The sequence below is a fragment of the Candidatus Sulfurimonas marisnigri genome (assembly GCF_015265475.1).
In the GTDB taxonomy this organism is placed as follows: Bacteria; Campylobacterota; Campylobacteria; order Campylobacterales; family Sulfurimonadaceae; genus Sulfurimonas; species Sulfurimonas marisnigri.
Map to the genome: position 1 here is coordinate 1,692,798 of NZ_CP054493.1, position 24,603 is coordinate 1,717,400.

The window sequence follows — 24,603 nt, forward strand, 5'->3', positions numbered from 1 at the left end:
TATTTCCTTATATTTTAAATGTTTTTGTTATTGTCTCATAATGAGGTAGTTTATGTATAACATTTGCGTTTTCATCAAGAATGCAACTTCCGCCCCAAAATCCAAGTCCATCTTCAAAACCAACACGATTTACAAATATTAGTTTTGAACTGCACTCTTTTGCTACTGTCTTGATTATATCTATCCACTTATTCTCTATATCTAAACCATCATCACTAAATCCTCTAGCCGGAGAAGCTACAAGAGCCAAAATATAATCAGGGTTTTCAGACATTAAATCTTTATGCACAGACTTATGCCATAAGTCCTCACATACGACCATAGATACTTTTCCGTATTTACATAAAAAGCTTTCAAATATATTTCCAGCTTTAAAATATCTAGCTTCTTCAAACATACCATAATTTGGAAGATGTACTTTATTATGTTTGGAAAGTAGTTTACCTTCAGAGAAGTAAAGAGCCGTATTTCTAAAATTATCTCCATCTCTTATGGCAGCACCTATTGCAATATCTACATGCAAACTTAATGTATTTAATTCATTTAGTTCATCTATATTCCATGCGTCTTCATAAAGCTTATCTTGGAGTAGATAACCATTTAAAGACAATTCAGGAAAAACTATTAAATCACTACTATCTTTAAACTCATTTATAGTTAGAATAACATCATGAAGATTAGAACGACTTAACCTAGGTGAACTCTGAACTAAAGTGACTCTCATATTAGCTACAAACTTCCTCTACCACTTTAGCTAATGATTCATTATCTGAAATATTTAATGTTGTCATATCTTTAGCAATTCGACGGTTTAAACCTTTGAGTGTAACACCATTTCCAAATTCTATAGCTATGTCAACATCATTAGAAATAGCTACAATTGATTGTTTATATTTTACTGGCTTAACTAACTGATCTTTAAGCAATGATACCGCTTCTGTTTTTGTATTGTATGGAGTTGTTGTAACATTTGAAATTATTGGAGCTTCAAAACTATCTTCAATCATACTCTCCATTAGGCTTTCAAAAGGTATTTGTGCAGATGACAATAGTTCACAATGACTAGCAACAGACATATTCAAAAGTATGGCTTTTTTTGCACCAGCATCTTTAAATGTTTGCTCTAATGAACTTAAATCTGCTTTCAATCCAGCTACAACTAATTGTCCATCTTGATTATAATTTGCTGGCCAAACTTTTTTCCCATCTACTTGCGCATCTAAACAAACTTTTTCAATACTCTCATCATCCAATCCAACAAGAGCCATCATACCAGCTTCAATATCACTACATGCATCTTGCATAAGCTGACCACGTCTGTGAACAAGCTCAACTGCATCAACATAGTCAATCGCACCACTAGCGCATAAAGCAGAAAACTCACCAAGAGAGTGTCCTAAAAATAACTCTGCTTTTATATCTGGACATGCCTCTTTGAACAGTCGATATGCAACCATTTGAACTAATAGTATTGCTGGTTGAGTATAAGCCGTTTGTCCTAACATATCATTCTCTTCAAATATTAACTCTTTAAAGTCAACACCTATTCTTTGTCCAGCTTTTTGAAACATATCTTTTGCAATCTCAGAATTTTCATAAAAATCTTTTCCCATTCCAATTGCTTGTGAGCCTTGTCCTGCAAATATCATTGCTATTTTTTTCATCTATTTCCTTTGCTTAAACTCACTCTTTAGCCAAGGGCTATGAGTAGAGTTCTAGTACTTCCAATTCTATAAAAATTACGAAGTTACATTAAACCCCATAGGGAGTACAACTTCTATCATAAATAATCTGCATTATCAGATATTTTTTTTCTAAGAGTGTTTCTATTTAATCCTAGCTTATCAGATAGTTGAAGCTGAGATTTGAACCTTTGTAAACCTGCTTTTATTAGCGGTACCTCATATAAATATAAAAAGTTTTTATAATCACTGTTCGAACCAAGTTTATCAACTAAATAATTCTCCAGAATATCCATTAACTCACTATCTTTAATATCTTGTAGCAAATAGCTAATCATTACCTGTCGTCTCAAAGAGTTTGAATTTTGGCTTAAATCAGGCTGAAAATGCTTCATATTAAACTCTTCCTTAGTATAAAAAAGTTCTGATGCTTCTTTAACAAACTTTTTTATTAAGAGTTGAACATCTTCTAATCTCTGAGATAATGGAGGTATATCAAATTTAATACTAAAGAGTTTATCAATAACCTCATTATAATAAGAACTTTTTGCTGTAGCAATAACTCTAATATTTTTAGAAGTAACAATATCAAAGATTTTATTTATATTTGGTGAGTTCTCTAAATTAGTAATAACTATTTCACTAACACTATCAAGTGCAACTAATAGTTCTTTAAAATTTGATGCGTCAAGTATTGGCGCATCTGGGAGTATATAGTGTGCTAAACTCTTTTTTCCTACACCAAGTTCTCCTGTGATAAGAGAATTTACACTTAGTGATTTTAAAAGAGTGGCAGTTTTAAATGCTTGAGCAGATGAAGCAGAAGCTGCTATATAACTAGCATCCACAACCCGCGCCGCCACCAGTACCACAACAACCTTCTTTTTCTTGTTTGTTTTCTGCAGGGATTCCAGTCATTGCTTCTTCAGCAGAAGCTTCTCTAATATTATTTATAGATACGTTAAAAGTTAAGTCTTTACCTGCTAAAGGATGGTTAAAATCAATAACTACATCCTCTACACCAATCTCTTTGACTATAACTTGAACTGTACCACCATCTTCACCTTGACCATAAAGACTCATTCCAACTTCTAAATCAATACCAGCAAATTGATCTTTTGGAACTTCTTGTTTAGCTTCGTCATTATATTCGCCGTATGCATCTTCAGCTTTTATTAATAACTCTGACTTATCACCAATAGACATATTGACTATTCCATTTTCTAATCCTGGAATAATTTGACCTTTGCCAAACATAAATACTAATGGTGCTCCGCCAATATTACTATCTACTATACTATTCCCATCATTTACTTCGTACTCTATTGATACAATTTGATTTGCTTCGATTGCCATTTTAATGCCTTTTATAATTTTTTTGGATTTTATCATAATAATACTAATACAGCTAAATTAATAACGATTATTTAACTAAATCAAGTTTATTCTTTGCAATTTTAGCACTACTACTATTTGGGTACTTTGTAATAACAGCATTATAGAAAGTTTTTGAATTTTTCCTATCTCCAGTATTATCCATTGAAATAGCTGTGTGTAACATCAATATATCCATATATGATGCTTTTGAATAAAGAGATGCACTCTTTTTAAAGTAAGCAATTGCATCAGAATAGTTTTTCCTATAATACTCTATTTCACCCAACATATAATGTGCACGTGCCGGTCTATAATTTCTTTTTATTAAATAGGTATAATATTCATATGATTTTGAATAAAGTTTTTTATCATAAAACCTTTTAGCTTCATTCTCAATATCAGCACTCTGCATTGATTCTAAGCTTGATTTCTTTTGCTTTATATCATCTTTTAACTCTTTTGATACTAAATCTTTAAATTTATTGATGTCATTAACAAGCAGATTAAACTCAGCCTTTGTTACATAAGCACTGTTTATAGTATCAACTAGTTTAGTTATTTCTACTACTGCAAGGTTTATCTTTTTGATATCTGCATTATTTACAAGAATAAGGTTATTATTCTCTTTTATTAAATTATTATTTAATTGTGTTGAATCAGCAAGTCGCTTATTAAACTCACTACTACTTTTTATTTCATCACTATTCTCTTTATTTAATGACTTTAAATCTAATTTATTTTGACGGGACAAAGAGCTTATGCTTTCAACAATACTCTGAAGACCATCAATTCTTTCTCTTAGTGAATCAACTTCATTAGCCTGATTATTGCTTTTAACTACAACTTTATGAAGATTTTTTTTATTTTCTAAGAGTGTTTTTTCACTTGAGGTCAAACCATATGGTTCTGGACTGTTTAAATTGCCAGCACCGAATGCAGAAGGTTCTGCACCGATTAAGTAATAAGGTAATAATATTGCATAAAGAGCAATTAATATGCTTCTAATCATAAATTACGGTAATAGTTTAAAATCAACTCTACGGTTTTTAGCCCAACAATCTCTTGTTTTATCAGTACATGAAGGGTTGCTTTCACCATAGCTTACCATTGTAATACGATTGACAGCAACACCCTCTGCAACCAAAGATTTCTTAACTGTACTCGCTCTTTTAAGACCTAATGCAAAGTTATACTCATCACTTCCCCATTCATCACAGTTGCCTTCTAATTTTATAGAAAATTTACTTGCTGTTGAATTTGCCAATTGTACATCGCCAGAAACTTTAGTTTGCATATCAGAACGAACATTGAACTTATCAAAATCAAAGTATATTGATGAAAAGTTTTTCTCTATATTTTCCATAGAATCAGTACCTGAAGAATTATTACTGCTTTCGTCTAGCGTTGTTTTTTCGTTTAATACAGAAGACTCACTAGATGATACAGTTTCAGTCTCTACAGGTGCAACTTCTTCAGCCACTTTGTCCTTTGCTACTTCACTAACAACCTCAGTTTTAGTTTCGTCTATAACTGGATCCTTACTACTACATCCGCTTAAGATTAAAAGTGCCGTTACTACACTTGATATTACTATACTTTTCATATTTTCACTACCTTCAGTTTTATTTGTATCATTGTACCAGAATTATATTAATATATTTTAATAAAAACTGTTTTACCAATCCATTGATTGAACTTTTCCATATTTCAAAGGAAAAAGATAATTTTTATTATGATTTAGCCTTATTATACCAATAGAACTTTGAGCACTATAATTTTTAATAAAAATTATAGCATCACCATCTATAGAAAATCTTGGAAATTCATTTACCCCTACAGCTGTAAGTCTTCTTATAAAGTCTGTCTCTGTTGAGATAAGATGCAAATTAAATGTATTATCGGAAAACGCTTCAGAGCTTTCTCTTGCTTTATAGACTATATATTTCCCAAAAGCACTACATGCAGCATTACTTTTTCCATAGTAAACCATCTGTTCAACACTACTCCCATCGATTCTTTTAGAAAAAATATTTGGATACCCGAGTCGGTCAGATACAAATATTATATTTTCATTATTTACAAATTGACCGCTAACATCAATACCGCCATATTTTGTCAATCTTGTAGTTTTTTTCATTTGGACATCATATAGATAAATATCTGGTTGTCCGGTAGGTGCCTTAGTCAGTAACAACCTTTTTCCATCATCACTTACATCAGAACATATCATCATTCCATCCGAAGATGCTATTACTTCACTCTTTCCTGTAGTAATATCAACATATTTTAAAGTTGGCTTTCTTTCATCCAATGAAGTATAATAAAAAGCTGTTTGAGCTTTATTTGACCACTTGGGAAACAAGTTGAAACCACCCTTAACAGCAATATGCTGATATGTTAGAGTATAATCTGAAATAACTAATTCGCTTTTTTGTGGAGCAACAACTCTAGAAAAGATAACTTTTCTTTTAATCCACTCAATAGATGGTTCACCCATAAATTTATTAATATCATATGCTATAGTGTGTGAAAGAAACATATAAATATTTTTATTGTTAACTTTGTAGTTTTTATTAAACACAGTATTACTATTACTTATTATTTTTAACTTTATGTTTAAGGCGCCAGCATCATCTTCAATAAGCTCATATCTTAAAACATAATTCATATCTCTATTTTCTTGTGCTATATCACTAGAATCAAACTCGATTTTACGATGATGTCTATCAACATTAAATATTGATATTACGTTTAAATCAGCTACTATTGATTTAAAAAAAATCATTTTAAATGTATCGCTGTAACTTAAAGAAGAATCTTCTACTGCCAAAGTTGGAAGAGAATCTACTTTTTTAACGACTTCTATTGTTGCATCACTTGCATAAGCTAAAGTTATAGCAATTAAAAATGAAATTAAAATTTTCATATTTACTCCTCGGACCTTAATATTATCGTATATGTTCCTGAGCTATTATCAGGATTTTTCGGAAAAATCACACTTCTAAGTCTACTATTAATTTTATCACACTCACTATTCAATTCAGTACTAGATGAGTATCTTAAAATTCTAAAATCATACACTCTACCAATAGAACTAAGTTCAATAACAGCTTCTACACTATTTCCCTGAGAATTTTGAGGTGGATAGAAGTACTCATATACCAAGGCTTGAATTTTAGCTAAATATTCATTAACTTCAAGCGCAGTAGAGCTCTTTAAATTCTCCTGCTCAATCTTATTAGTCTCAATTTTATCAACTTTTTTGGATAATGATTCAACGCTATTATTTTCTGCTTTACTAATAGGTTTTTTGATTTCATGTAGTCTTCTTATGTCAACTATTTTTGGCTTTTGTTGTGGTTTTTTTAAACTTTTAGTCCAAACATTACTAAATAGATTATCTATATCTAGCTCTTCATTCTTTTTTGATGTTTCACTTTTCTTAATTACTGGTTCACTTACAATTTTTTCAGAACTCTTTTGTTCTATTTTTGGCATGTCAATTGATACTGAAATATAGTTGTCTTTTTTTATAGAAAAAGCTTTTACTTTGTCAGATGATGTGACCATAAATATAAATAGTATTAAAAAAAATATAAATAGAGATAGTGATATAAAACCACTAATATAGAAATAGGAGTTGTTTTTATCCATTAGTAGCTAATGAAACCTCAGAAAATCCTGCTTGTTTCACAGCAGCTAACACTGACATAACGACACCGTAATCCAAACTTTTATCTGCACTAATAAGTACAGTAGCTTTTTTATCTAGTTTTACAGTGTATAAATAAAAATTATCCATAAATGAGCTAAACTGATAGCTGTCTTTATTAATTTTAAGATTTTTATTTCTATCGATTGTAATATGAACAGGAGGTATTTTTGACAACTTTGAAGTCTTAGAACTTTGAGGAAGGTTTATTTTTTCTTCATAAATCATATTTGGTGCAATAACCATCATAATTGCTAAAAGCACCAACATAACGTCTACTAGTGGAGTAATATTTAACTCAGGTTTTTCATCCCAATCATAATTCATATTTTATACTTTACGAGCTATTATTGCATCACTTTGCATCTGCATAAAACTTATTAGTTCAAAAGATTTTCTTTTTAGTATCTGATGATACGTATATGCGAAAATTGCAACAAATATACCTGCAGCAGTTGCTACTAAAGCATCTGAAACACCACTTGCTATAATGCTCATACCACCACTGCTTTGTCCTATATGTGTAAATGTATCCAAGATAGAAACAACCGTTCCAAATAGTCCAATAAACGGAGTAGTGGATGCAAAGATTGAGAGTATAGATAAGCCTTTGGTAGCTTCTTTTGTTGCAGCAAGCATTCCTAAATTTAACACTTCTTTAGTAATATTAGAACTAGTTTTTAGAAAATTATATAGAAATGATTGCTGATTAACTGATGTTGCTCCCATTAGAAGGCTCTCTAGAGATCTATTCTCAATCTCAAGCCAACTACTAAGAGAAAAATAACGATAAAAATAAACCCAATTCAACACTATAAAATAGATTGCTAAAAGTGCTAAAACACCCAATGTAACTGGGTGGCTTTTTAGATAAAAATCAGTTATTTCGTTTATCATTGTTTATAATAAGTTGTGAGCCGCTGATTCAATTCTTGCAGAAACAGCTGCTATTGCAGGATTGTCATCCTTGATAGATTCAATAAGTGTTTTAGCATCCTCAAGTGCATCAGCAATTGCGCTTTCGCTCTCTCCACGAATAGCTACAGCACCTTCAACTAGCACGATAACTTTTTCTTCATCAACATGAACAACACCCCAGTTGATTAAAATTGATTCTATTGACTTATCTTCTTTTTCTATATCAATTACACCAGCTTCAAGCAGTGTTGTAAGTGAAGCGTGTTCTGCAAGAACACCAAATTCACCCTCTTCACCTGGAAGAGTTACACTAATAGCTTCACCATTATAGATTTCACCATTAGGAGTTAGAATTTCAAGTTTTAACTTACTCATTTGGGTCCTTTATGAATTACTTCTTTTGAGATTTCTCAATTGCTTCATCCATGCTTCCAACCATGTAGAAAGAATTTTCTGACATATGGTCACATTCACCATCTAGAATCATTTTGAAACCTTTAATAGTATCTGCCAATGAAACATACTTACCAGGAGAACCTGTAAATACTTCGGCAACAAAGAATGGCTGTGATAAGAACTTCTCAATTTTACGAGCTCTCTCAACAACATTTTTATCGTCTTCTGATAATTCATCCATACCAAGAATAGCAATAATATCTTGCAAGTCTTTATATTTTTGAAGTGTTTGTTGAACACCACGAGCCACACCATAGTGCTCTTCACCTAAAATTTGTGGATCAAGCAATCTTGAAGTTGAGTCCAATGGATCAACTGCAGGGTAAATACCTTTTTCAGCAATTTTACGGTTAAGAACTGTAGTTGCATCTAAGTGAGCAAAAACAGATGCTGGAGCCGGATCAGTTAAATCATCGGCTGGAACATAAACAGCTTGAACAGAAGTAATTGAACCATTTTTAGTTGATGTAATTCTATCTTGTAATGCACCCATTTCACGAGCTAAAGTTGGTTGGTAACCAACAGCTGAAGGGATACGACCAAGAAGTGCAGACATCTCTGAACCTGATTGAGCGAAACGGAAAATATTATCAACAAACATCAATACATCTAGACTTTTTTCATCTCTAAAGTACTCAGCCATAGTAAGACCAGTTAGAGCAATACGGTTACGTGCTCCTGGAGGCTCACTCATTTGACCATAGCACAGTGCAACTTTGTCAAGTACATTCGAGTCTTTCATCTCATGGTAAAGGTCATTACCTTCACGAGTTCTCTCGCCAACACCAGCAAATACTGATAAACCATCATGACCATGAGCAACATTGTGAATAAGCTCCATGATAATAACTGTTTTACCAACACCAGCACCACCAAATAGTCCAACTTTACCACCTTTTGAGTACGGTGCTAGCAAGTCTACAACTTTAATACCTGTCTCAAACATCTCCGTAGTAGTTGATTGATCAACTAATGGTGGAGGATCACGGTGAATAGACCACAATGGTGCGTCAGAAACTTGCTCTCCATCATCAATTGTCTCACCAATTACATTAAAAATTCTACCAAGAACTTTTTCACCAACTGGAACCTTAATAGGTGAACCAGTAGCAGTAGCATCCATACCACGAACTAAACCTTCACTCATATCCATTGCAATCGTTCTAACACGACCATCACCTAAGTGAGCTGCAACTTCTAATACTAAACGATTTACAGAACCCTCTAAACTTATTTGAACTTCAATTGCCTCATTAATTACTGGAAGATACCCATCAAAATCAACATCAACAATAGGCCCCATAACCTGGCTTATTTTACCAATCATATTTTTCTCCATTATTTCATAGACTCCACACCACTTATAATCTCTATAAGTTCTGTTGTAATAGCTGCTTGTCTAGCTTTATTAAATTTAATATTTAATGATTTAACCATATCTTTTGCATTATTAGTAGCTGTATCCATAGCCTGCATTCTTGCACTGTGCTCAGCCGCAACTGAGTCAATAAGCGCATAATACATAGCATATTCTACATATCTATTAACCAAAGAATCAAGCATTTTCTCTTCATCTTGAGCTTCAATCGCTAGGATTGATTTTTGTACTTCATCACATTCAAACTGATCTGCATCTACTGGCAACACTTTATTTACATGTAACTCTTGAGTTATCATATTTTTATAGCCATTATACACAAGATGAAGAGCATCAATTTTTCCATCTTTAAAATCTTCAATAGAAGTTTCGATGAAATTGTCTGCCTTATCTTTATCAGGCTTTGAACTAAGATTTATAACTGAGTCAAACATTTCGACTTCATTATATTTAAAAAACTCAACACCTTTTTTACCGATTCCACGTAAACGCACTTTTACATTTTTTGCTTTATATTCTGCAATTAGTTTTTTGACAGCCTTAATAGTTTGAATATTAAAACCACCACATAAACCTTTATCAGCAGTTACAAAAACAATATCAACAGTTTTTGGATTTTCAATTTTCGCAAAACAACGATTATCAATTCCGCCAACTTTATTACATTTAATGCGTCCAGCTATTTCGGCAATTACCTGATTCATTTTTGCAGCATAAAGACGAGAGCGCTTAGCTAACTCTTCTGCACGACGAAGTTTTGCAGTTGATACAAGCTTCATAGCACGAGTTGTCTTTTGAGTGTTAGAAACACTCTTTATCTGTCTTTGAATATCTTTCAAGTTTGCCATAAAGTTTTCCTTACTTAGCTACAAAGCTAGATTTGAACTCTTCAAGTGCTTTTTTCAATAGTGTTCTAGTATCATCATCTACTTTAGAAGTACTTCTGATATTCTCAAAAATCTGAGGATAAGATGCTTCAATAAATGGATACATCTCAGCTTCAAAACGAACTACATTTGATGGAGCCATATCATCTAAGAAACCTTCATTTCCAGCAAAGATAATAGCAACTTGTTTTTCAGCAGAAAGAGGAGAAAATGGTCCCTGCTTAAGAACTTCTACCATTCTTTGCCCACGCTCTAGCTGATTACGAGATGTTTCATCAAGATCAGATGCAAATTGTGCAAATGCTTGAAGCTCACGATATTGAGCAAGATCAAGTCTTAAAGTACCAGCAACTTGCTTAGTAGCTTTAATCTGAGCTGCACCACCAACACGAGAAACAGAAAGACCAACATTAATTGCTGGACGAACACCCGAGTTAAATAGTTCAGTTTCAAGGAAAATCTGACCATCTGTAATTGAGATAACGTTTGTTGGAATATATGCCGCAACATCACCAGCTTGTGTCTCAATAATTGGAAGAGCAGTAAGCGATCCAGCACCTTTCTCATCAGAAAGCTTTGCAGCTCTCTCAAGAAGACGAGAGTGAATATAGAAGACATCACCTGGATAAGCTTCACGGCCTGGAGGACGACGAAGAATAAGTGACATTTCACGGTATGCAACTGCATGCTTAGATAAATCATCATATACAATTAGACCATGTCTAGCGTTATCACGGAAGTATTCACCCATAGTAACACCAGTATATGGAGCTAAAAATTGAAGTGCAGCAGCTTCAGCAGCTGTAGAAGACACAATAATCGTATATTCTAATGCACCATGCTCTTCTAAACGACGAACTATTTGAGCTACTGTTGACTCTTTTTGACCTACTGCAACATAGATACAAACAACGCCATTACCTTTTTGGTTAATAATAGCGTCTAGTGCTACTGTTGTTTTACCTGTTTGTCTATCACCAATAATAAGTTCTCTTTGACCACGACCAATTGGAACTAATGCATCAATTGCTTTAATACCAGTTGCTAACGGCTCATGAACAGATTTTCTCTGCATGATACCAGGTGCTTTTTCTTCAACGAAACGAGTTTCAGTTGTCTCTATAGGACCCTTACCATCGATTGGCTCACCAAGTGCATTTACAACACGACCAAGTAGTGCATCACCAACAGGAACTTTAAGAAGTTTACCAAGTCTTTTAACAGACATACCTTCTTTAAGTTGTGAACCTCCGCCAAGTATAACAACACCTACTCTGCTCTCTTCAAGATTCATTACTAAACCTTGAGTACCCTCGTCAAACTCTACCATTTCTCCAGCCATAACATTGCTAAGTCCGTAAACCTGTGCAACCCCATCAGCATAAGAAACTATTTTACCAGTTTCATTAATATCAACACTTAGTTCAAAGTTATCGATACGCTCTTTAATTATTGAGCTGATTTCATCAGCTTGAATTTTTGCTACCACTATATTTCTCCTCTCTTGAAGTTAAATTGCTTTTATAATATGTTCTATCATTTGACTGTTTATTCTAGATTTAGAGAAACTTATCTCTATACCAAGATCTTGAACATCTACTTTAATACCGTTGAAGTCACTTTTCACTAACTCTAATGATATAGTAGAATCAAATTTTTTACCTAATCCACTACTTAAATCTTCTATAGTTTTTGTATCAATACCGCTATCGCTGTATATGAAACCACTATAGTTTTTACTTGTAGTTGCAATATCTTTTCTCAATACTTCCGCTAAAGTTGGAATAATATTAATACGATTGTGCTCAGCAAGTAATTTAATTAAATTCTCAACATCTTTAGAGTTAGCTGATTTAACGGCTGCCAAAAGAATTTCTGATTTTTGATCTCTGCTAACATCAGGGTTATTAATAATCTGAAGAAACTTCGGATTATTAAAAGACTCAGCTATAGTAGAAAATATCAAAGCCATATTTTGCATTGAGTCCGTATCAGAACTTTTCTTAATAGCTTTTATATACCTTTTTGCGATTAACTCTTCCATTTATGCCACCTTCTTAAGGATGACATTAGCCATAGCTTCTTTATCAAAACCATCACTGCTTTGACTTAACACATCTTCAAGTGTATCTTCAACAACTTTACGAACCATCTTTCTCTGTTCAAAATCTAACAAAGTTGCTTGTTGCTTAACTATTGTTTCTAAATCAACATCACACTGATTCATAATATTGTCATTAATAATCTTATTCTCTTTTTTTGAAGAGACTAGTAAGTCTGTAGCAAATTTCTCTGCATCAGATATTTTCACTAGTACCTCTTTTTTTAGAGCGACAGACTCTTTTAACTTATCTTGAACCTTTTGCATCTCGTTAGCAATTGCTTGACTTCTTGATGCAAAATAGTTTTTCGCTGGTTCTGCAACAAGATACCATACAAGCCCAGCGAATAATAAAAAGTTTACTGTTCTTTGAACTATATCTGTACCTGCATGTTCTGCATTAGATGCCAATGCTATTGTTGATATCATAATCATTAATACTATAATTCTACTCACATTACATCCTTATATTTGACTAAATTTAGCTTTAACAGCTTCTTTAAACAATGGAACTTGTGATTTTAAATCATTTGTTAATTGTTCATGAGATTGAGCAAGTGACCGCTCAAACTCTAAATACTGACTAGCTAATTCAGCACGCTTTGCCTCTATCTTACTATCTGCCAACTCTTTAGCATCTGCAATAACTTTCTCTCTCAGAGCCGCAGCCTCCAGTTTAGCATTATCAATTATTGATTGTGCTTTTGCATGAAGTTCATTGATTTCATCATCATTAGAACCGACTTTACTCAAGTCTTTTTTAATGTCTTCATCTCTTTTATTCATATAAGCAAACAATGGATTGTAAAGCCAACTGTTAAGAGTGATAATAAGTGTAAGAAACACAATAAATGTAGCTACAAGTAATATCGGATTTATATCTAACATAGCACCTCCTAAAAGTTGCGTGATTATACTATGATAAAATTGAAAGAATTGTTAAAAGAAGAATAAATTTTAATATTTATACTATTTTGAGTATTATTATTTAAGAAAAGTTAAAAAATCACTTACCTGAGATTCATTGTTAAACTCTATTGTTAAACTTTTATTTGATGTCTTAATCTTAAAACCAAGAGCAGAGAATTTACTTCGGACATCTGTAAAATCATATGAAACAACTTTTTTATCAAAAGGAGATTGGGATTTTGTGTTTTTAATACTCTTAATCATAGTTTCTACTTCTCTTACACTTAACTTTTGTCCAATAATAGAGTTTATAATTAACTGTTGCTCCTTTTCATCTAACCCAACCATGACCTTTGCATGCCCTGTAGAAATTTTTCTTTCTATTAGAGATCTTTGTGTTTTCGCAGATAGCTGTAAGAGTCTAATAGCATTTGTTATATGGGTTCTGTTTTTATTAATCTTTATAGATAGTTCTTCTTGGGTCAAGTTATGAAGTTTTATTAACTCTGCATAGGCGTGTGCTAATTCAATAGAGTTCAACTCATCTCTTTGTATGTTCTCAATCAAAGCAAATTGTCTCATCTTCTGCTCATCACTATTTTGTATAATGGCACGAATAGTTTTAAGTTTTGCCAATTTAGATGCACGAAGTCTTCTTTCTCCTGCAATCAGAACATATCCATCAATATCTTCTGTCACCACAATTGGTTGAAGAAGACCGTCATTTTTTATTGATTCACTTAATTCATAAAGAGAACTTTCCTCAAAATGTTTTCTTGGTTGAAAAGGGTTTGGTCTTACATCTTTAACTAAAACTTCTATTATAGAGTCTCTTGATGAGCCTTCATTTTCATAGGCTTCACCCATTTCTCCTAAAAGTGCATCTAATCCACGGCCGAGTTTTTGTGATTTCATTGTTCTATTATCGCTTGTGCTAAATTTTGGTATGAAATCGAGCCACTTGATTTCACATCGTATAAAATTGCCGGTTTACCAAATGATGGTGATTCAGCTAACTTTACATTTCTTGGAACAACAATTATTTTGCCATCTTTACTTTGGAAAAGTTTACTTTTGAAATGTTGTTTTAAATCAGCAAAAACTTGCTTGGAAAGATTATTTTGAGAACTAAACATAGTTGGCAAAAAACCTCTTACTCTAAGTTTTGGATTTATAGACTTTCTTACAAGTTTTATAGTATTTAAAAGTTGCGCAAGGCCTTCAAGTGCAAAGAATTCACACTGTATTGGTATTATTACAGAATTTGAAGCCGAAAGAGCATTAATAGTCATTGGTCCAAGTGCTGGAGGGGAATCTATAATGATATAGTCATAATCCTTCAGTACATTAGAAATAGCCTTCTTAAGCACTAGTTCACGCCCCTGTGCCTTATCCGCATCATAATACTCTTTTTCAATTCCAACTAAACCAATATTTGATGGAGCCAAATGCAGGGTCGGTAATTCAGACTTTAAAATTATATCTTTTAGTTTTTTTGTTCCTATTAATACATGATATATGTTAAACTCATAATCATTTCTGTGAAAGCCCAAAGATGTAGTGGCATTTGCCTGTGGATCAGAGTCTATTAAAAGTACTTTTTTTTCTGCAACAGCAAGAGAGGCAGCCAGGTTTACAGCAGTTGTTGTTTTGCCAACACCACCTTTTTGATTTGCAATTACTATTACTTCGCTCATCTTAGACTATATATCCTCTCGCCATCACTTATTATAGAGCCATCACTTTGCAGGATAACATCTTTTAAAGAAATTTTTAAATTATTTTTATGTGTAAAAAAGTTTTTGTTCTTATGGAATTCTATCTGATAGTTACTAAAAACTTGCTTCCATAAAACATTTTTCTCAACACTTTCGAAATACTTATTCAATAGTTTATCTATACTTATTTTAATATCTAATTTTTCAAAATTTTCAGGAGAATTTTGTATATTTAAACCGACTCCACAAATAAGAGTCTCTTTGACTACATGTGTGATCATTCCACCAATTTTTTTATTATCTATATAAAAATCATTTGGCCATTTTAACCAAACCTTAGAATCCAATTCTGCTAATGTCTCTTTTAATATATAAGCAAAATATATAGAAGCAGATTCTAGTTTTAAATCTTTTGGAAGCTTGTTTAATGATATAGCAAAAGAGAGAAAAAGATTTCCATCCATGCCGTTCCAAGAATTTTCTCTGCTGCCTATGCCATTTGTTTGAGTTTTGGCTACAACTGCCAAAGGAGTGGTAACTTTATTTTGTTTTACTAACTCTTTTAAATAATTTTGAGTTGAATTTATACTATCAAGAGAGAGTATCTGCAACGGTTAATCTTTTACCATTTATATAAGATAATATATCCATCTCATTTTTAGATTGTGGCTGAACTCTTAAAATTCTAAGAGTTCCATTTTCGCATCCAACTACAATACTGTTTTTATCTACATGTAGAATTTTTCCGGCCTCATTTTCACTCTGAGCCTCTATAAATTCAATATTTTTTAACTTTAATCTACTACTTAAATAAACGCCAGGCCATGGTGTAAATGCACGATATTTATTGTAAAGTGTGGTGGCATCTTTAAACTCAACTTCACCATCTTCTTTTGTAATTTTGCTACAGTGAGAAGATAGAGAATCATCTTGCTTAACATGTGGATATAAACTAAAGTTTTGCAATACATCTATTGTTAAGGCACATGCAACATCAGTAAGTCTATCAAACAAAGACTCTACCATTTCAGTATTATTAACATCAATCTCTTTAATTTTAATAATATCACCAGTGTCCAAACCAACATCCATAAGCATTGCAGTAACACCCGTTTTGATGTCACCATTGAGAAGAGTTTGCTGAATTGGACTTGCTCCTCTATATTGAGGTAGTATAGATGCATGTAAGTTTATGCATGGGGCGTGTTGTAAAATCTCAAGTGGAAGTATCTGTCCATATGCGGCAACAACAATATAATCACACTCTATTTTAAGAAGCTCTTTTACTACAGACTCATCACGAAGTCTATTTGGCTGAAAAACGTCAATGTCATTTTCCAATGCAAGAGTCTTTACTTCTGGCGGAGTCATAACTTTTTTTCTTCCGACAGGTTTATCTGGCTGAGTATAAACTGCAACCACTTGCATATCTTTTGTATTTATAATTTTTTGCAGTATAGCCTTTGCATAATCAGGCGTACCCATAAAAATTATCTTCAATTATCTTTGCCTTTTGTAAATAGTGTTCCGCCGGTATATTTTTCGTCCAACATGTAGCTTTTAATGTCGCTCAAATCAAATCCGCTAGATAAAAACATATCTATTGAATTGGTTAAAAGGTAATCAGCAGCTTTTAATTTAGTCAAAATTCCGCCTGTAGCAAAAGCGCCGTGAGGTGTTGCATCTTTTTGAAGCTCATTTTTATCAATAGAATTTACAATTTTTAGCACTTTTGCATCTTTGTTTTCTCTTGGATCACTGTCATAGTAACCATCTATATCAGAAAGGATTATAAGCAAATCAGAATCGGTATGTTTTGTTATATAAGCTGATAACTGATCATTATCCCCAACAACAAGTTCTTTTGTAGATGTTGCATCATTCTCATTAATAATTGGAATAACACCATTTGAGATAAGAGTATCTACAGTATCTTTAATTCTTTGTATCTCATCTTCTCTTTGTAAATTTGCAGCAGTAACCAACACTTGAGCCGAAAGTATATTGTGAGTTGCGAATTTTTTACTATATTTGTCCATTAGTATCGGTTGACCGATAGATGCTAAAGCTTGTTTGTTCTGCAATACACTTCTGTCTAATTTTAATGCTGTATATCCAGCTGCAACTGCACCTGATGAAACTAGTATAACTTCAGAACTCTTTTTCAACTCTGCTAAAAAATCGACCAATGCTCTCATCCGCTCAAGAGCAATTGATTCATTTTGTGTTAAAACAGCACTACCAACTTTAACAACAATTCGTTTCATTTATCGCGCATCACTTCTGTTTGTATGTACTAAATTAAATAGAGAGTATTTAAGAGGTTCAATATTTTTATTAATAGCAGAAGATATTGGTGCAACAAAATATGGAAGAGTTCTATCATACCCTAGAGTTTCATCTGCGCTCTCTTGAATAAAGTAAGGCATTGAATCATCAAAGTTAAATTCACTGCTTTTATTAGCTTTAACTCCAATAAGCTCTAAGAAACCATTTACTAAATCGTTTAATTCGTCCGGAGGAACGACATCTAGTCTTGTAAGTGCGATAGCATATTGATTTGTACCTAATATTTCAGAAAATGATGATATCTCATTTTTAAGAGTTTCAATCTGCTCTTTCAAGTCTCTGTAAGAGGCCAAATCAACCATATACAGAAGCGTTTTTGTTCTCTCAATATGTCTTAAAAACTGAATTCCAAGACCTTTACCCTCGTGAGCGCCACCGATAATACCAGGAATGTCAGCCATAACAAATGATTCGAAATCACCAATATTCACTTGACCAAGCTTTGGTGTAAGTGTAGTAAACTCATAGTTTGCAATCTCTGGACGAGCATTTGAAACAGTAGAGATAAGAGTAGATTTTCCAACATTAGGAAAGCCAACCAAACCAACATCTGCAATAAGTTTTAAATCTAACTTGATTTTTCTTGTTTCACCCTTTTCACCAGGTTGTGCGTAAGTTGGTCTTTGGTTAGTAGAACTCTTAAAGTGAACATTACCAAGTCCGCCTTTTCCACCTTCTATAAATAACACCTCTTTACCATGTTCTAGCATATCAAAAAGAACATCACCTGTTTCAAGATCTAATATCTGTGTACCTGGTGGAACAATAATGATTTTTTTAAGACCAGATTTTCCAGTCATAAGTGAGCCAGCACCAGGAACTCCGCCATCTGCTTTGATGTGCATTTTTTTCTGAAAATGTGAGAGAGTATGTGTATTGTTGTCGCATCTAAACCAAACATCTCCACCTTTTCCACCATCCCCACCGTTTGGTCCGCCATTTAGAACAAACTTTTCACGACGAAATGCTACACACCCTTGTCCACCTTTTCCTGATGAAATTGTTAATTCGACACTATCTGTAAACAAGTGCTCTCCTTCTGATTTTTCTTTAGCTAGTAACTATCCGTGTAAGATTTCTAAGAAAAAATTAGAAATCGATATTAAACTTAATATTTAAAAACTTAAAAATTCACTTGATTTTAAAATAGTAAATTGTTAAATATTTTTATATTGTTTAGGTGTAAAACCCATTGTGAAGCGGAAAATATTTGGGACATTGCCCAAATATTGTAGAATTATGCAGCAGGTATTACTGAAACTTGTTGACGTTTTTTGTCTTTTCTTTCAAAAGTAACTACGCCTTCAATTAGTGCAAATAAAGTATGATCTTTACCCATACCAACATTTTTACCAGGATGAACTTTAGTTCCTCTTTGGCGAATAATGATGTTACCAGGTATTACTACCTCACCACCATACTTTTTAACTCCAAGTCTTCTACCAGCTGAGTCACGATTATTCTGTGTACTTCCCTGACCTTTCTTATGTGCCATCTGAAATCTCCTACTTAATTATAAGCTTGCTATTATGCAGCTATTTTCGTGATACGAACACGAGTGAAGTCTCTTCTGAAACCTCTTTTTACTTTACTGTCTTTACGACGACGTTTTTTGAAGATAACTACTTTTCTGTCACGACCTTCATTGATCACTTCAGCAGTTACTACAGCTCCATCAACATAAGGAGCTCCCATTTTAAGTTCGCCTGCGTTAACAGCTAGAACTTCATTAATTTCGATGATAGCTTTAGGCTCAAGAGACATTTTATCTAATAATAAAACATCACCCTCTTGAACTTTATATTGCTTACCGCCGTTTTTGATAATTGCGTACATATACAATTCCTTAAATATATCTAAAAAGTCCGGAATTATATCTAAATTAGCTTTAAGTTTTATTTAATCCTTTACCAATATTCAAACAAAGTACTTATTCTAGTTCTAACTGCATCAAATACATATCTTCACCATCAAGTATTGATAATTCTGTACTCTTGCATTTTGGGCAAGTATACTCTAGTTTTTTAAGTGTAGATTCGATTAAACAACTGTTACATTTTACAATAACACTTTGGATATTTATAATAAATTCTGCATCTTCACATATGGTTTGTTCTTTAAATGTATCAAAGGCAGTTTTTAAAAGCTCTGGTTCTACTCCACTCATTACACCTATCTTTATAACAACCTTAATCACCTTTGTAGCATTGTTAGCTTTTGCATTCTCATCACATGAGTCTAAAAGAGATTGAACTATACTATATTCATGCATTCACAATATCCTTTTAGCAAATTCTTGGAAGCAGCTCACCGCTAGGCGTCTCTAAAAATCTTGAAGTTCCAAAACTGCTATTTAAGATTACCCTTTTTAAATGTCTATCTGTCACCTTACCTATAATAGTAGCGTTTGAGCAGTTTTGAAATGTTTTTAAAATCTCTACCGCTTTTTGTGCATCCTCTTTGTTTATAGCAAGTACGAAAGTTCCCTCATTTGCCAAAGCAGTTGCCTCAAAGCCAAGCATCTCACAAATACCTACTACCTCATCACTTACAGGGATTTTATCTTCTTGTACTTCTATACAAATGTTTGACTGCCTAGACCACTCATTTAAAACAGCACTCACTCCACCTCTTGTTGCATCTCTCATAGCGGTTATATTTATATTTGCATCTATTAGAGCCTTTACTTGAGCAAACAATGATTCACAATCGCTTTTTAAAGAGCTGCTCATCTCAATACCTTCACGAGCTGAAAAAATAGTTGCACCGTGACAACCGATATCACGGTTTACTATAATTAAATCATCCTGAGTGATGTTGTTCGAGCTGATACCTTTTTTTATAACCTCACCAATGCCAGTAGTGTTTATAAAAATCTTATCAACACTTCCACGAGGTACAACCTTTGTATCGCCGCTTACTACAATAGCACCGTTTACCTCAAGTTCCTTTTTCATACTGCTTACAATAAGTTCAAGTTCAGAAGTTGAGAATCCCTCCTCTATAATAACGCTACATGTAAGGTATTTTGGCTTTGCCCCCATCATAGCCAAATCGTTACATGTACCACAAACCGCAAGCTTGCCTATGTCGGCTCCGGCAAAGAAAAGTGGACTAACAGTAAAGCTGTCGGTTGAAAATGCCAACTCTCCATTATGAATAATTGCCGCATCTTCGCTTTTTTCTAATATATCGTTCTTAAATGCTTTGTAAAAAACTTTAGAGATAAGCTCGTTGTTCTCTTCTCCGCCGTTTCCCTGAGCAAGAGTGATTGTTTTATTCATTTGTATTTTCTTTATTTGAGGTATTCTTAGTGCCAAGATACAAATCTTCAACTTTTTTTCTAGCCCATGGTGTCTTTCTTAAAAACTTCAGGCTTGAGTTTATAGTTTGGTCAAATAAAAAGCATCTTATATCTATAAGTTGCCCCAACTTCTTCCACCCGTAATGCTTAACAAGCGACTCTAAGATATCTTGTAGTTTTACACCGTGTAATGGATTGTTTTTGTTTTTTTCTTGCTCACTCATTGTTCTCTTCCTCTTGTGTGGTTGTAGTTTCAAAGATTTTTATTGCTTTGTTGTAGTTATCTTCATCAGCATAAAAATATTCTTCTAAAAGTGGTTTGATTTTATACTCTTTTGTAAACTCCAAATCTTCTGTAGTTTGTATTTTCATAAAGTAACTATGTCCTAACATGTAGTCTTCATTTAGATTCTCTTTTATAAATTTATTTAAGTCATTAAAGAGTTTTTTTGCTTCTACATGTAAGATTAGATTTTCATTTGGCTTCATCTTTAAAAATGTAAATCTTCTTCTCAAGGCTATATCTATAGTTGCGATAGATTTATCCGTTGAATTCATCGTAGCAATTATATAAAGATTTGATGGAACTTTGAACTTTTCTTTTGAGTATGGAAGCGTCACTTCATAAACATCTCTTTTATCCTCTTCTATGAGTGTGATAAGCTCTCCAAAGATTTTAGAGATATTTCCTCTGTTTATTTCGTCTATGACTATGTAGAAGTTTTTATCAGATTTTTCTGCACCACTACATAGTTTTTTAAATATTCCATCTTTTAGCTCAATATTTCCGCTCACACTTGGTCTAAAACCCTCTATAAAATCTTCATAAGAGTAGCTTTGATGAAATGTTATAAACTCGACTCGTTTCTCATCTTTAACTTGTTTAAATAATCTATCAATACTGCCTTCTTCAATTTCATCATCTTTATTATTGATAATAAAATCAAAAATTTTATTTTCTAAAAAATCACCACCCTCAATAAGTGCCACAATTTTTTTATAGTTATGAGTTTTTCCAACTCCAGGTGCACCGTAGAGGATTATGTTTTTGATTTCAGGAAACTCGAGTTCTGGTTCTTCTCCATCATGATTATCTAAGATATTGATATTAAAGCTTTGTTGCTTTGCAAAATTAATCATTTTATCAATATTCCCATCTCTATTCCCCCATTGAGTAGTAAAATATAATTTTTCACTGTTGTATTCAATTGGATTTCCATAGTTTCCTTTTCCAAAATACCTTTCATTTTTTTTACTATCATTATTTGCATGATTATCGAACCAATTTTGAAAATCTGCTTCATTAAAAATAACTTTCCGTTGACTATTTTGACCAGATAACTGCTTATGAATAGTTGAGACATTAAATGTATCTTGCAATTCTTTATATGTTTTACCAGGATTCATACTTAAGTAATATTTGAAAATATCAAAACAAAGTCTTCCTAAACCATCTCCATCATTACCTACTACATTACCATTTTTTCTGTATTCTTTATTGTTGAATATTACTTTCATTTTACAATCTCCGTTATTCTAATTTTAATCTCTTCAATATACTCTTTATAACCACCGCACCCATCAAACCACAAATCCAAACTCTTTACTTTCATTTTTACTTCCTCGCCCTTTTCCCCTAAAACCAAATCATAATCAAAATGCTCCAGATGTTTCGGATAGAGAAGCATTGTATTTGTTATATGATAGTTTTTTCCATAAACGAACATCTGAAACTTGTCATCTCTTTTTATATCATTTTTTGCACCAAGCTTTTTATATTTAGTGTCTATTATCAAATCTTTTACAATAATATCAGGTTTTAAAATCAGATCTCCGTATGTGTCACAGCTTTGAAGCAGTGTTGCGGGTTCAAGCTCTTTTACCATCTTGCCGACAAACCTCTCAAAAAGAACATTCATGTCAAACAAGAACGCAAAACTTTTTTTATCTTTTGCAAAGAGCGGAATTGATTTGTTTAAGAGCAAAAGTGCAAACTCAAAACTATCTTTGAACCTGTTGTTTAGTCTGTTAAAATGTACATGTAGATTATTTATGTCAAAAGTTTTAAACTCTACCTCATCTAGTACAAGCTCACAATGTTTTAAAAGTTTTTTGTTTTTTGTGTAATTTACTAAAGTTTTTACGGCAAATAAAAAAAACTGATTTAGCTCATTATTCTCGCTAAATTCATCATATTCGCAGTAGATTTTATTTTTTATATGATTATATTTAAGATTTTCATTTATAAGATATTTGCCTCTAAGGGTCGTGAGATTATCCTGCTCGGTTATATACTCTTTGTAAATGCCTCGTTTGAACTCTTTAAACAACCTTTGTGCAAAAAGTTGTATAAAAACTTCTAAGATGTTATGTTTTTCATTTTTGCAAGAAGCTATATCTTCATTTTCAAGTTTTACGTCATAAGCATACATCAACATGTAGATGAAAATATCAAGATTTTTTTCATCGTTATTGTCTGCTATTTTTCGAGGAAAGTTTGCTTCGCAACCGCTATTCGCTACTTTTGGAAGCAGATAAAAATCTTGATTGTCATAGTTTAATATTCCGCAATACTGTTGTGATTTTAAAATATTCCAATCAAGTTTAAAATATTTATGAAGCAGCGGAGTATCTATGATGTGCTTTTTTAATTTTTCATCTTTTACTTCGCTATATTCATAAATAGTATTCATCAAAGGTTCCCATATTTATAGTACGCTGCACAAGCACCTTCACTGCTTACCATGCAGCTTCCTACAGGTGAAGATGGCTTACATGCTGTGCCAAATATACTACACTCAACAGGATTTGCAAGACCTCTTAGTATATCGCCGCATATGCATAGTTTATGGTCGTCTATCTTTTGGCTCGGCAAAATCTCACTATAAATTTCTTCTGCATTATACTCTTTATACTCATCTCTTAGCTTCAACCCGCTTTTAGGAATATCACCTAAGCCTCTCCATCTAAAATGCTCAACTTTTTCAAAATACTTGTTTATAAGCTCTTGTGCTTTTATATTTCCATCATAAGTGACTGCTCTTTTATACTCAACTTCTAGCTCGCATCTATCTTCTATAAACTGTTTTACTATCATACTTATTGACTGCATAACATCAACTGGCTCAAAACCTGAAACAACTACAGGTTTATTGTAATCTCTTGGGAACTCTTCATATATTTTACTCCCACTAATTACGCTTACATGTGAGGGTCCTAAAAAAGCGTCTATCTTGTTCTCTTTGTCGGCGAGCAGAGCAGACATAGCCTCTGGAACTGTTACATGGTTTACATGTAAGAAAATGTTTTTTACACCTTTTTTTATTACCGTATCAAGAAGAGCTGCTGTCATAGGAGTAGTTGTCTCAAAGCCTATGGCAAAAAAGATTATAGTTTTTGTTGGGTTCTCTTGGGCAATTTTGAGACAATCCAGAGGAGAGTATACAAAACGTACATCGGCTCCCTTGCTCCTTGCATCTTGAAGGCTTCCACTGCTTCCTGGAACTTTAATCATATCGCCTAGTGTTACAAGTATCACATCCTCTTGCATACTTAGTACATAAGCATGGTCGATTCTCTCTTTTGGCATTATACAAACAGGACAACCCGGACCATGAATAAACTTTATATTCTTAGGTAAAAGTTGGAGAATTCCATACTTCATAATAGTATGGGTATGTCCGCCGCAAACTTCCATAATATTTATAGGATTATTTAACTTCTTTGCATCTTCTTTTATGATTTTTGCATAAGCTTTTATGGTGTCTGCATCTCTAAAGTTGTCATATAAATTTTTAAGCTCTAAACTCATA

General features: G+C 32.9%; 31 protein-coding genes. All 31 read right to left on the reverse strand.

Features of this window, described 5'->3' with window-relative positions; translation table 11 throughout:
- Positions 1-7: 7 nt before the first annotated feature.
- The 31 genes from HUE87_RS08565 to hypD all read right to left on the reverse strand — a co-directional run bounded on the left by HUE87_RS08565 (position 8) and on the right by hypD (position 24,602).
- Positions 8-724: a nitrilase-related carbon-nitrogen hydrolase gene (locus HUE87_RS08565; RefSeq protein ID WP_194365822.1), complete on the reverse strand. Its 717-nt coding sequence runs from the start codon at positions 722-724 to the stop codon at positions 8-10.
- Between the two features lies 1 nt (position 725).
- The gene (fabD, locus tag HUE87_RS08570; RefSeq protein ID WP_194365824.1) at positions 726-1,664 is read right to left on the reverse strand and encodes an ACP S-malonyltransferase; all 939 of its coding nucleotides are present in this window, start codon (positions 1,662-1,664) and stop codon (positions 726-728) included.
- Positions 1,665-1,780: 116 nt separating this feature from the next.
- Entirely contained in the window at positions 1,781-2,545 is a 765-nt protein-coding gene (locus tag HUE87_RS08575; RefSeq protein ID WP_229855105.1) for a DNA-binding transcriptional response regulator, read from the reverse strand.
- Positions 2,520-3,038, reverse strand: coding sequence for an FKBP-type peptidyl-prolyl cis-trans isomerase (locus HUE87_RS08580; RefSeq protein ID WP_194365826.1), 519 nt, complete (start codon positions 3,036-3,038; stop codon positions 2,520-2,522). The genes HUE87_RS08575 and HUE87_RS08580 overlap by 26 nt, the downstream gene beginning before the upstream one ends.
- A gap of 67 nt (positions 3,039-3,105) precedes the next feature.
- On the reverse strand, positions 3,106-4,068 hold the full coding sequence (locus HUE87_RS08585; protein WP_194365828.1) for a tetratricopeptide repeat protein: 963 nt from the start codon (positions 4,066-4,068) through the stop codon (positions 3,106-3,108).
- Between the two features lie 3 nt (positions 4,069-4,071).
- Positions 4,072-4,662 (reverse strand): OmpA family protein, encoded by a 591-nt coding sequence (locus HUE87_RS08590; protein WP_194365830.1) that lies wholly within the window; start codon positions 4,660-4,662, stop codon positions 4,072-4,074.
- A gap of 72 nt (positions 4,663-4,734) precedes the next feature.
- Positions 4,735-5,985 carry a Tol-Pal system protein TolB gene (gene tolB / locus HUE87_RS08595; RefSeq protein ID WP_194365832.1) on the reverse strand — a complete coding sequence of 417 codons (1,251 nt, stop codon included), beginning with the start codon at positions 5,983-5,985 and terminating at the stop codon, positions 4,735-4,737.
- 2 nt (positions 5,986-5,987) lie between these two features.
- Positions 5,988-6,629 (reverse strand): TonB C-terminal domain-containing protein, encoded by a 642-nt coding sequence (locus tag HUE87_RS08600; protein WP_229855106.1) that lies wholly within the window; start codon positions 6,627-6,629, stop codon positions 5,988-5,990.
- Positions 6,630-6,705: 76 nt separating this feature from the next.
- Positions 6,706-7,098: an ExbD/TolR family protein gene (locus tag HUE87_RS08605; protein WP_194365851.1), complete on the reverse strand. Its 393-nt coding sequence runs from the start codon at positions 7,096-7,098 to the stop codon at positions 6,706-6,708.
- Positions 7,099-7,101: 3 nt separating this feature from the next.
- Positions 7,102-7,668 carry a MotA/TolQ/ExbB proton channel family protein gene (locus HUE87_RS08610; protein ID WP_194365853.1) on the reverse strand — a complete coding sequence of 189 codons (567 nt, stop codon included), beginning with the start codon at positions 7,666-7,668 and terminating at the stop codon, positions 7,102-7,104.
- Positions 7,669-7,671: 3 nt separating this feature from the next.
- On the reverse strand, positions 7,672-8,064 hold the full coding sequence (gene atpC, locus HUE87_RS08615; RefSeq protein ID WP_194365855.1) for an ATP synthase F1 subunit epsilon: 393 nt from the start codon (positions 8,062-8,064) through the stop codon (positions 7,672-7,674).
- A gap of 16 nt (positions 8,065-8,080) precedes the next feature.
- Entirely contained in the window at positions 8,081-9,472 is a 1,392-nt protein-coding gene (gene atpD / locus HUE87_RS08620) for a F0F1 ATP synthase subunit beta (protein WP_194365857.1), read from the reverse strand.
- 11 nt (positions 9,473-9,483) lie between these two features.
- Complete coding sequence (atpG, locus tag HUE87_RS08625) at positions 9,484-10,371, reverse strand: ATP synthase F1 subunit gamma (RefSeq protein ID WP_194365859.1); 888 nt, start codon at positions 10,369-10,371, stop codon at positions 9,484-9,486.
- A 10-nt stretch (positions 10,372-10,381) separates the two neighbouring features.
- Positions 10,382-11,899, reverse strand: coding sequence for a F0F1 ATP synthase subunit alpha (gene atpA / locus HUE87_RS08630; RefSeq protein WP_194365861.1), 1,518 nt, complete (start codon positions 11,897-11,899; stop codon positions 10,382-10,384).
- 21 nt (positions 11,900-11,920) lie between these two features.
- A complete protein-coding gene (locus HUE87_RS08635; protein WP_194365863.1) occupies positions 11,921-12,454 on the reverse strand; it encodes a F0F1 ATP synthase subunit delta in 534 nt (177 codons plus the stop codon).
- Positions 12,455-12,967: a F0F1 ATP synthase subunit B gene (locus tag HUE87_RS08640; protein ID WP_194365865.1), complete on the reverse strand. Its 513-nt coding sequence runs from the start codon at positions 12,965-12,967 to the stop codon at positions 12,455-12,457. It lies immediately after the preceding gene.
- A gap of 9 nt (positions 12,968-12,976) precedes the next feature.
- The gene (locus tag HUE87_RS08645; RefSeq protein WP_194365867.1) at positions 12,977-13,399 is read right to left on the reverse strand and encodes a FoF1 ATP synthase subunit B'; all 423 of its coding nucleotides are present in this window, start codon (positions 13,397-13,399) and stop codon (positions 12,977-12,979) included.
- Between the two features lie 96 nt (positions 13,400-13,495).
- Complete coding sequence (locus HUE87_RS08650; RefSeq protein ID WP_194365869.1) at positions 13,496-14,335, reverse strand: ParB/RepB/Spo0J family partition protein; 840 nt, start codon at positions 14,333-14,335, stop codon at positions 13,496-13,498.
- The gene (locus HUE87_RS08655) at positions 14,332-15,117 is read right to left on the reverse strand and encodes a ParA family protein (RefSeq protein ID WP_194365870.1); all 786 of its coding nucleotides are present in this window, start codon (positions 15,115-15,117) and stop codon (positions 14,332-14,334) included. The genes HUE87_RS08650 and HUE87_RS08655 overlap by 4 nt, the downstream gene beginning before the upstream one ends.
- Complete coding sequence (locus HUE87_RS08660) at positions 15,114-15,749, reverse strand: biotin--[acetyl-CoA-carboxylase] ligase (protein WP_194365872.1); 636 nt, start codon at positions 15,747-15,749, stop codon at positions 15,114-15,116. Before HUE87_RS08660 ends, HUE87_RS08655 begins: the two co-directional genes overlap by 4 nt.
- Positions 15,730-16,638, reverse strand: a complete 909-nt coding sequence (gene fmt / locus HUE87_RS08665) for a methionyl-tRNA formyltransferase (RefSeq protein WP_194365874.1) — start codon at positions 16,636-16,638, stop codon at positions 15,730-15,732. The genes HUE87_RS08660 and fmt overlap by 20 nt, the downstream gene beginning before the upstream one ends.
- Entirely contained in the window at positions 16,635-17,405 is a 771-nt protein-coding gene (gene proB / locus HUE87_RS08670; RefSeq protein WP_194365876.1) for a glutamate 5-kinase, read from the reverse strand. Before proB ends, fmt begins: the two co-directional genes overlap by 4 nt.
- Positions 17,406-18,515, reverse strand: coding sequence for a GTPase ObgE (gene obgE / locus HUE87_RS08675; RefSeq protein WP_194365878.1), 1,110 nt, complete (start codon positions 18,513-18,515; stop codon positions 17,406-17,408).
- A 209-nt stretch (positions 18,516-18,724) separates the two neighbouring features.
- A complete protein-coding gene (gene rpmA / locus HUE87_RS08680) occupies positions 18,725-18,982 on the reverse strand; it encodes a 50S ribosomal protein L27 (RefSeq protein WP_194365880.1) in 258 nt (85 codons plus the stop codon).
- Positions 18,983-19,014: 32 nt separating this feature from the next.
- Positions 19,015-19,323, reverse strand: coding sequence for a 50S ribosomal protein L21 (rplU, locus tag HUE87_RS08685; RefSeq protein WP_194365882.1), 309 nt, complete (start codon positions 19,321-19,323; stop codon positions 19,015-19,017).
- A gap of 94 nt (positions 19,324-19,417) precedes the next feature.
- Positions 19,418-19,759, reverse strand: a complete 342-nt coding sequence (gene hypA / locus HUE87_RS08690) for a hydrogenase/urease nickel incorporation protein HypA (RefSeq protein WP_194365884.1) — start codon at positions 19,757-19,759, stop codon at positions 19,418-19,420.
- A gap of 13 nt (positions 19,760-19,772) precedes the next feature.
- Positions 19,773-20,771, reverse strand: coding sequence for a hydrogenase expression/formation protein HypE (hypE, locus tag HUE87_RS08695; protein ID WP_194365885.1), 999 nt, complete (start codon positions 20,769-20,771; stop codon positions 19,773-19,775).
- Positions 20,764-21,015: a VF530 family protein gene (locus tag HUE87_RS08700; RefSeq protein WP_194365887.1), complete on the reverse strand. Its 252-nt coding sequence runs from the start codon at positions 21,013-21,015 to the stop codon at positions 20,764-20,766. The genes hypE and HUE87_RS08700 overlap by 8 nt, the downstream gene beginning before the upstream one ends.
- Positions 21,008-22,309, reverse strand: coding sequence for an McrB family protein (locus HUE87_RS08705; RefSeq protein ID WP_194365889.1), 1,302 nt, complete (start codon positions 22,307-22,309; stop codon positions 21,008-21,010). Before HUE87_RS08705 ends, HUE87_RS08700 begins: the two co-directional genes overlap by 8 nt.
- Positions 22,306-23,484: an McrC family protein gene (locus HUE87_RS08710; protein WP_229855107.1), complete on the reverse strand. Its 1,179-nt coding sequence runs from the start codon at positions 23,482-23,484 to the stop codon at positions 22,306-22,308. The genes HUE87_RS08705 and HUE87_RS08710 overlap by 4 nt, the downstream gene beginning before the upstream one ends.
- Positions 23,484-24,602 (reverse strand): hydrogenase formation protein HypD, encoded by a 1,119-nt coding sequence (gene hypD / locus HUE87_RS08715; RefSeq protein ID WP_194365892.1) that lies wholly within the window; start codon positions 24,600-24,602, stop codon positions 23,484-23,486. Before hypD ends, HUE87_RS08710 begins: the two co-directional genes overlap by 1 nt.
- Position 24,603: the final 1 nt, after the last annotated feature.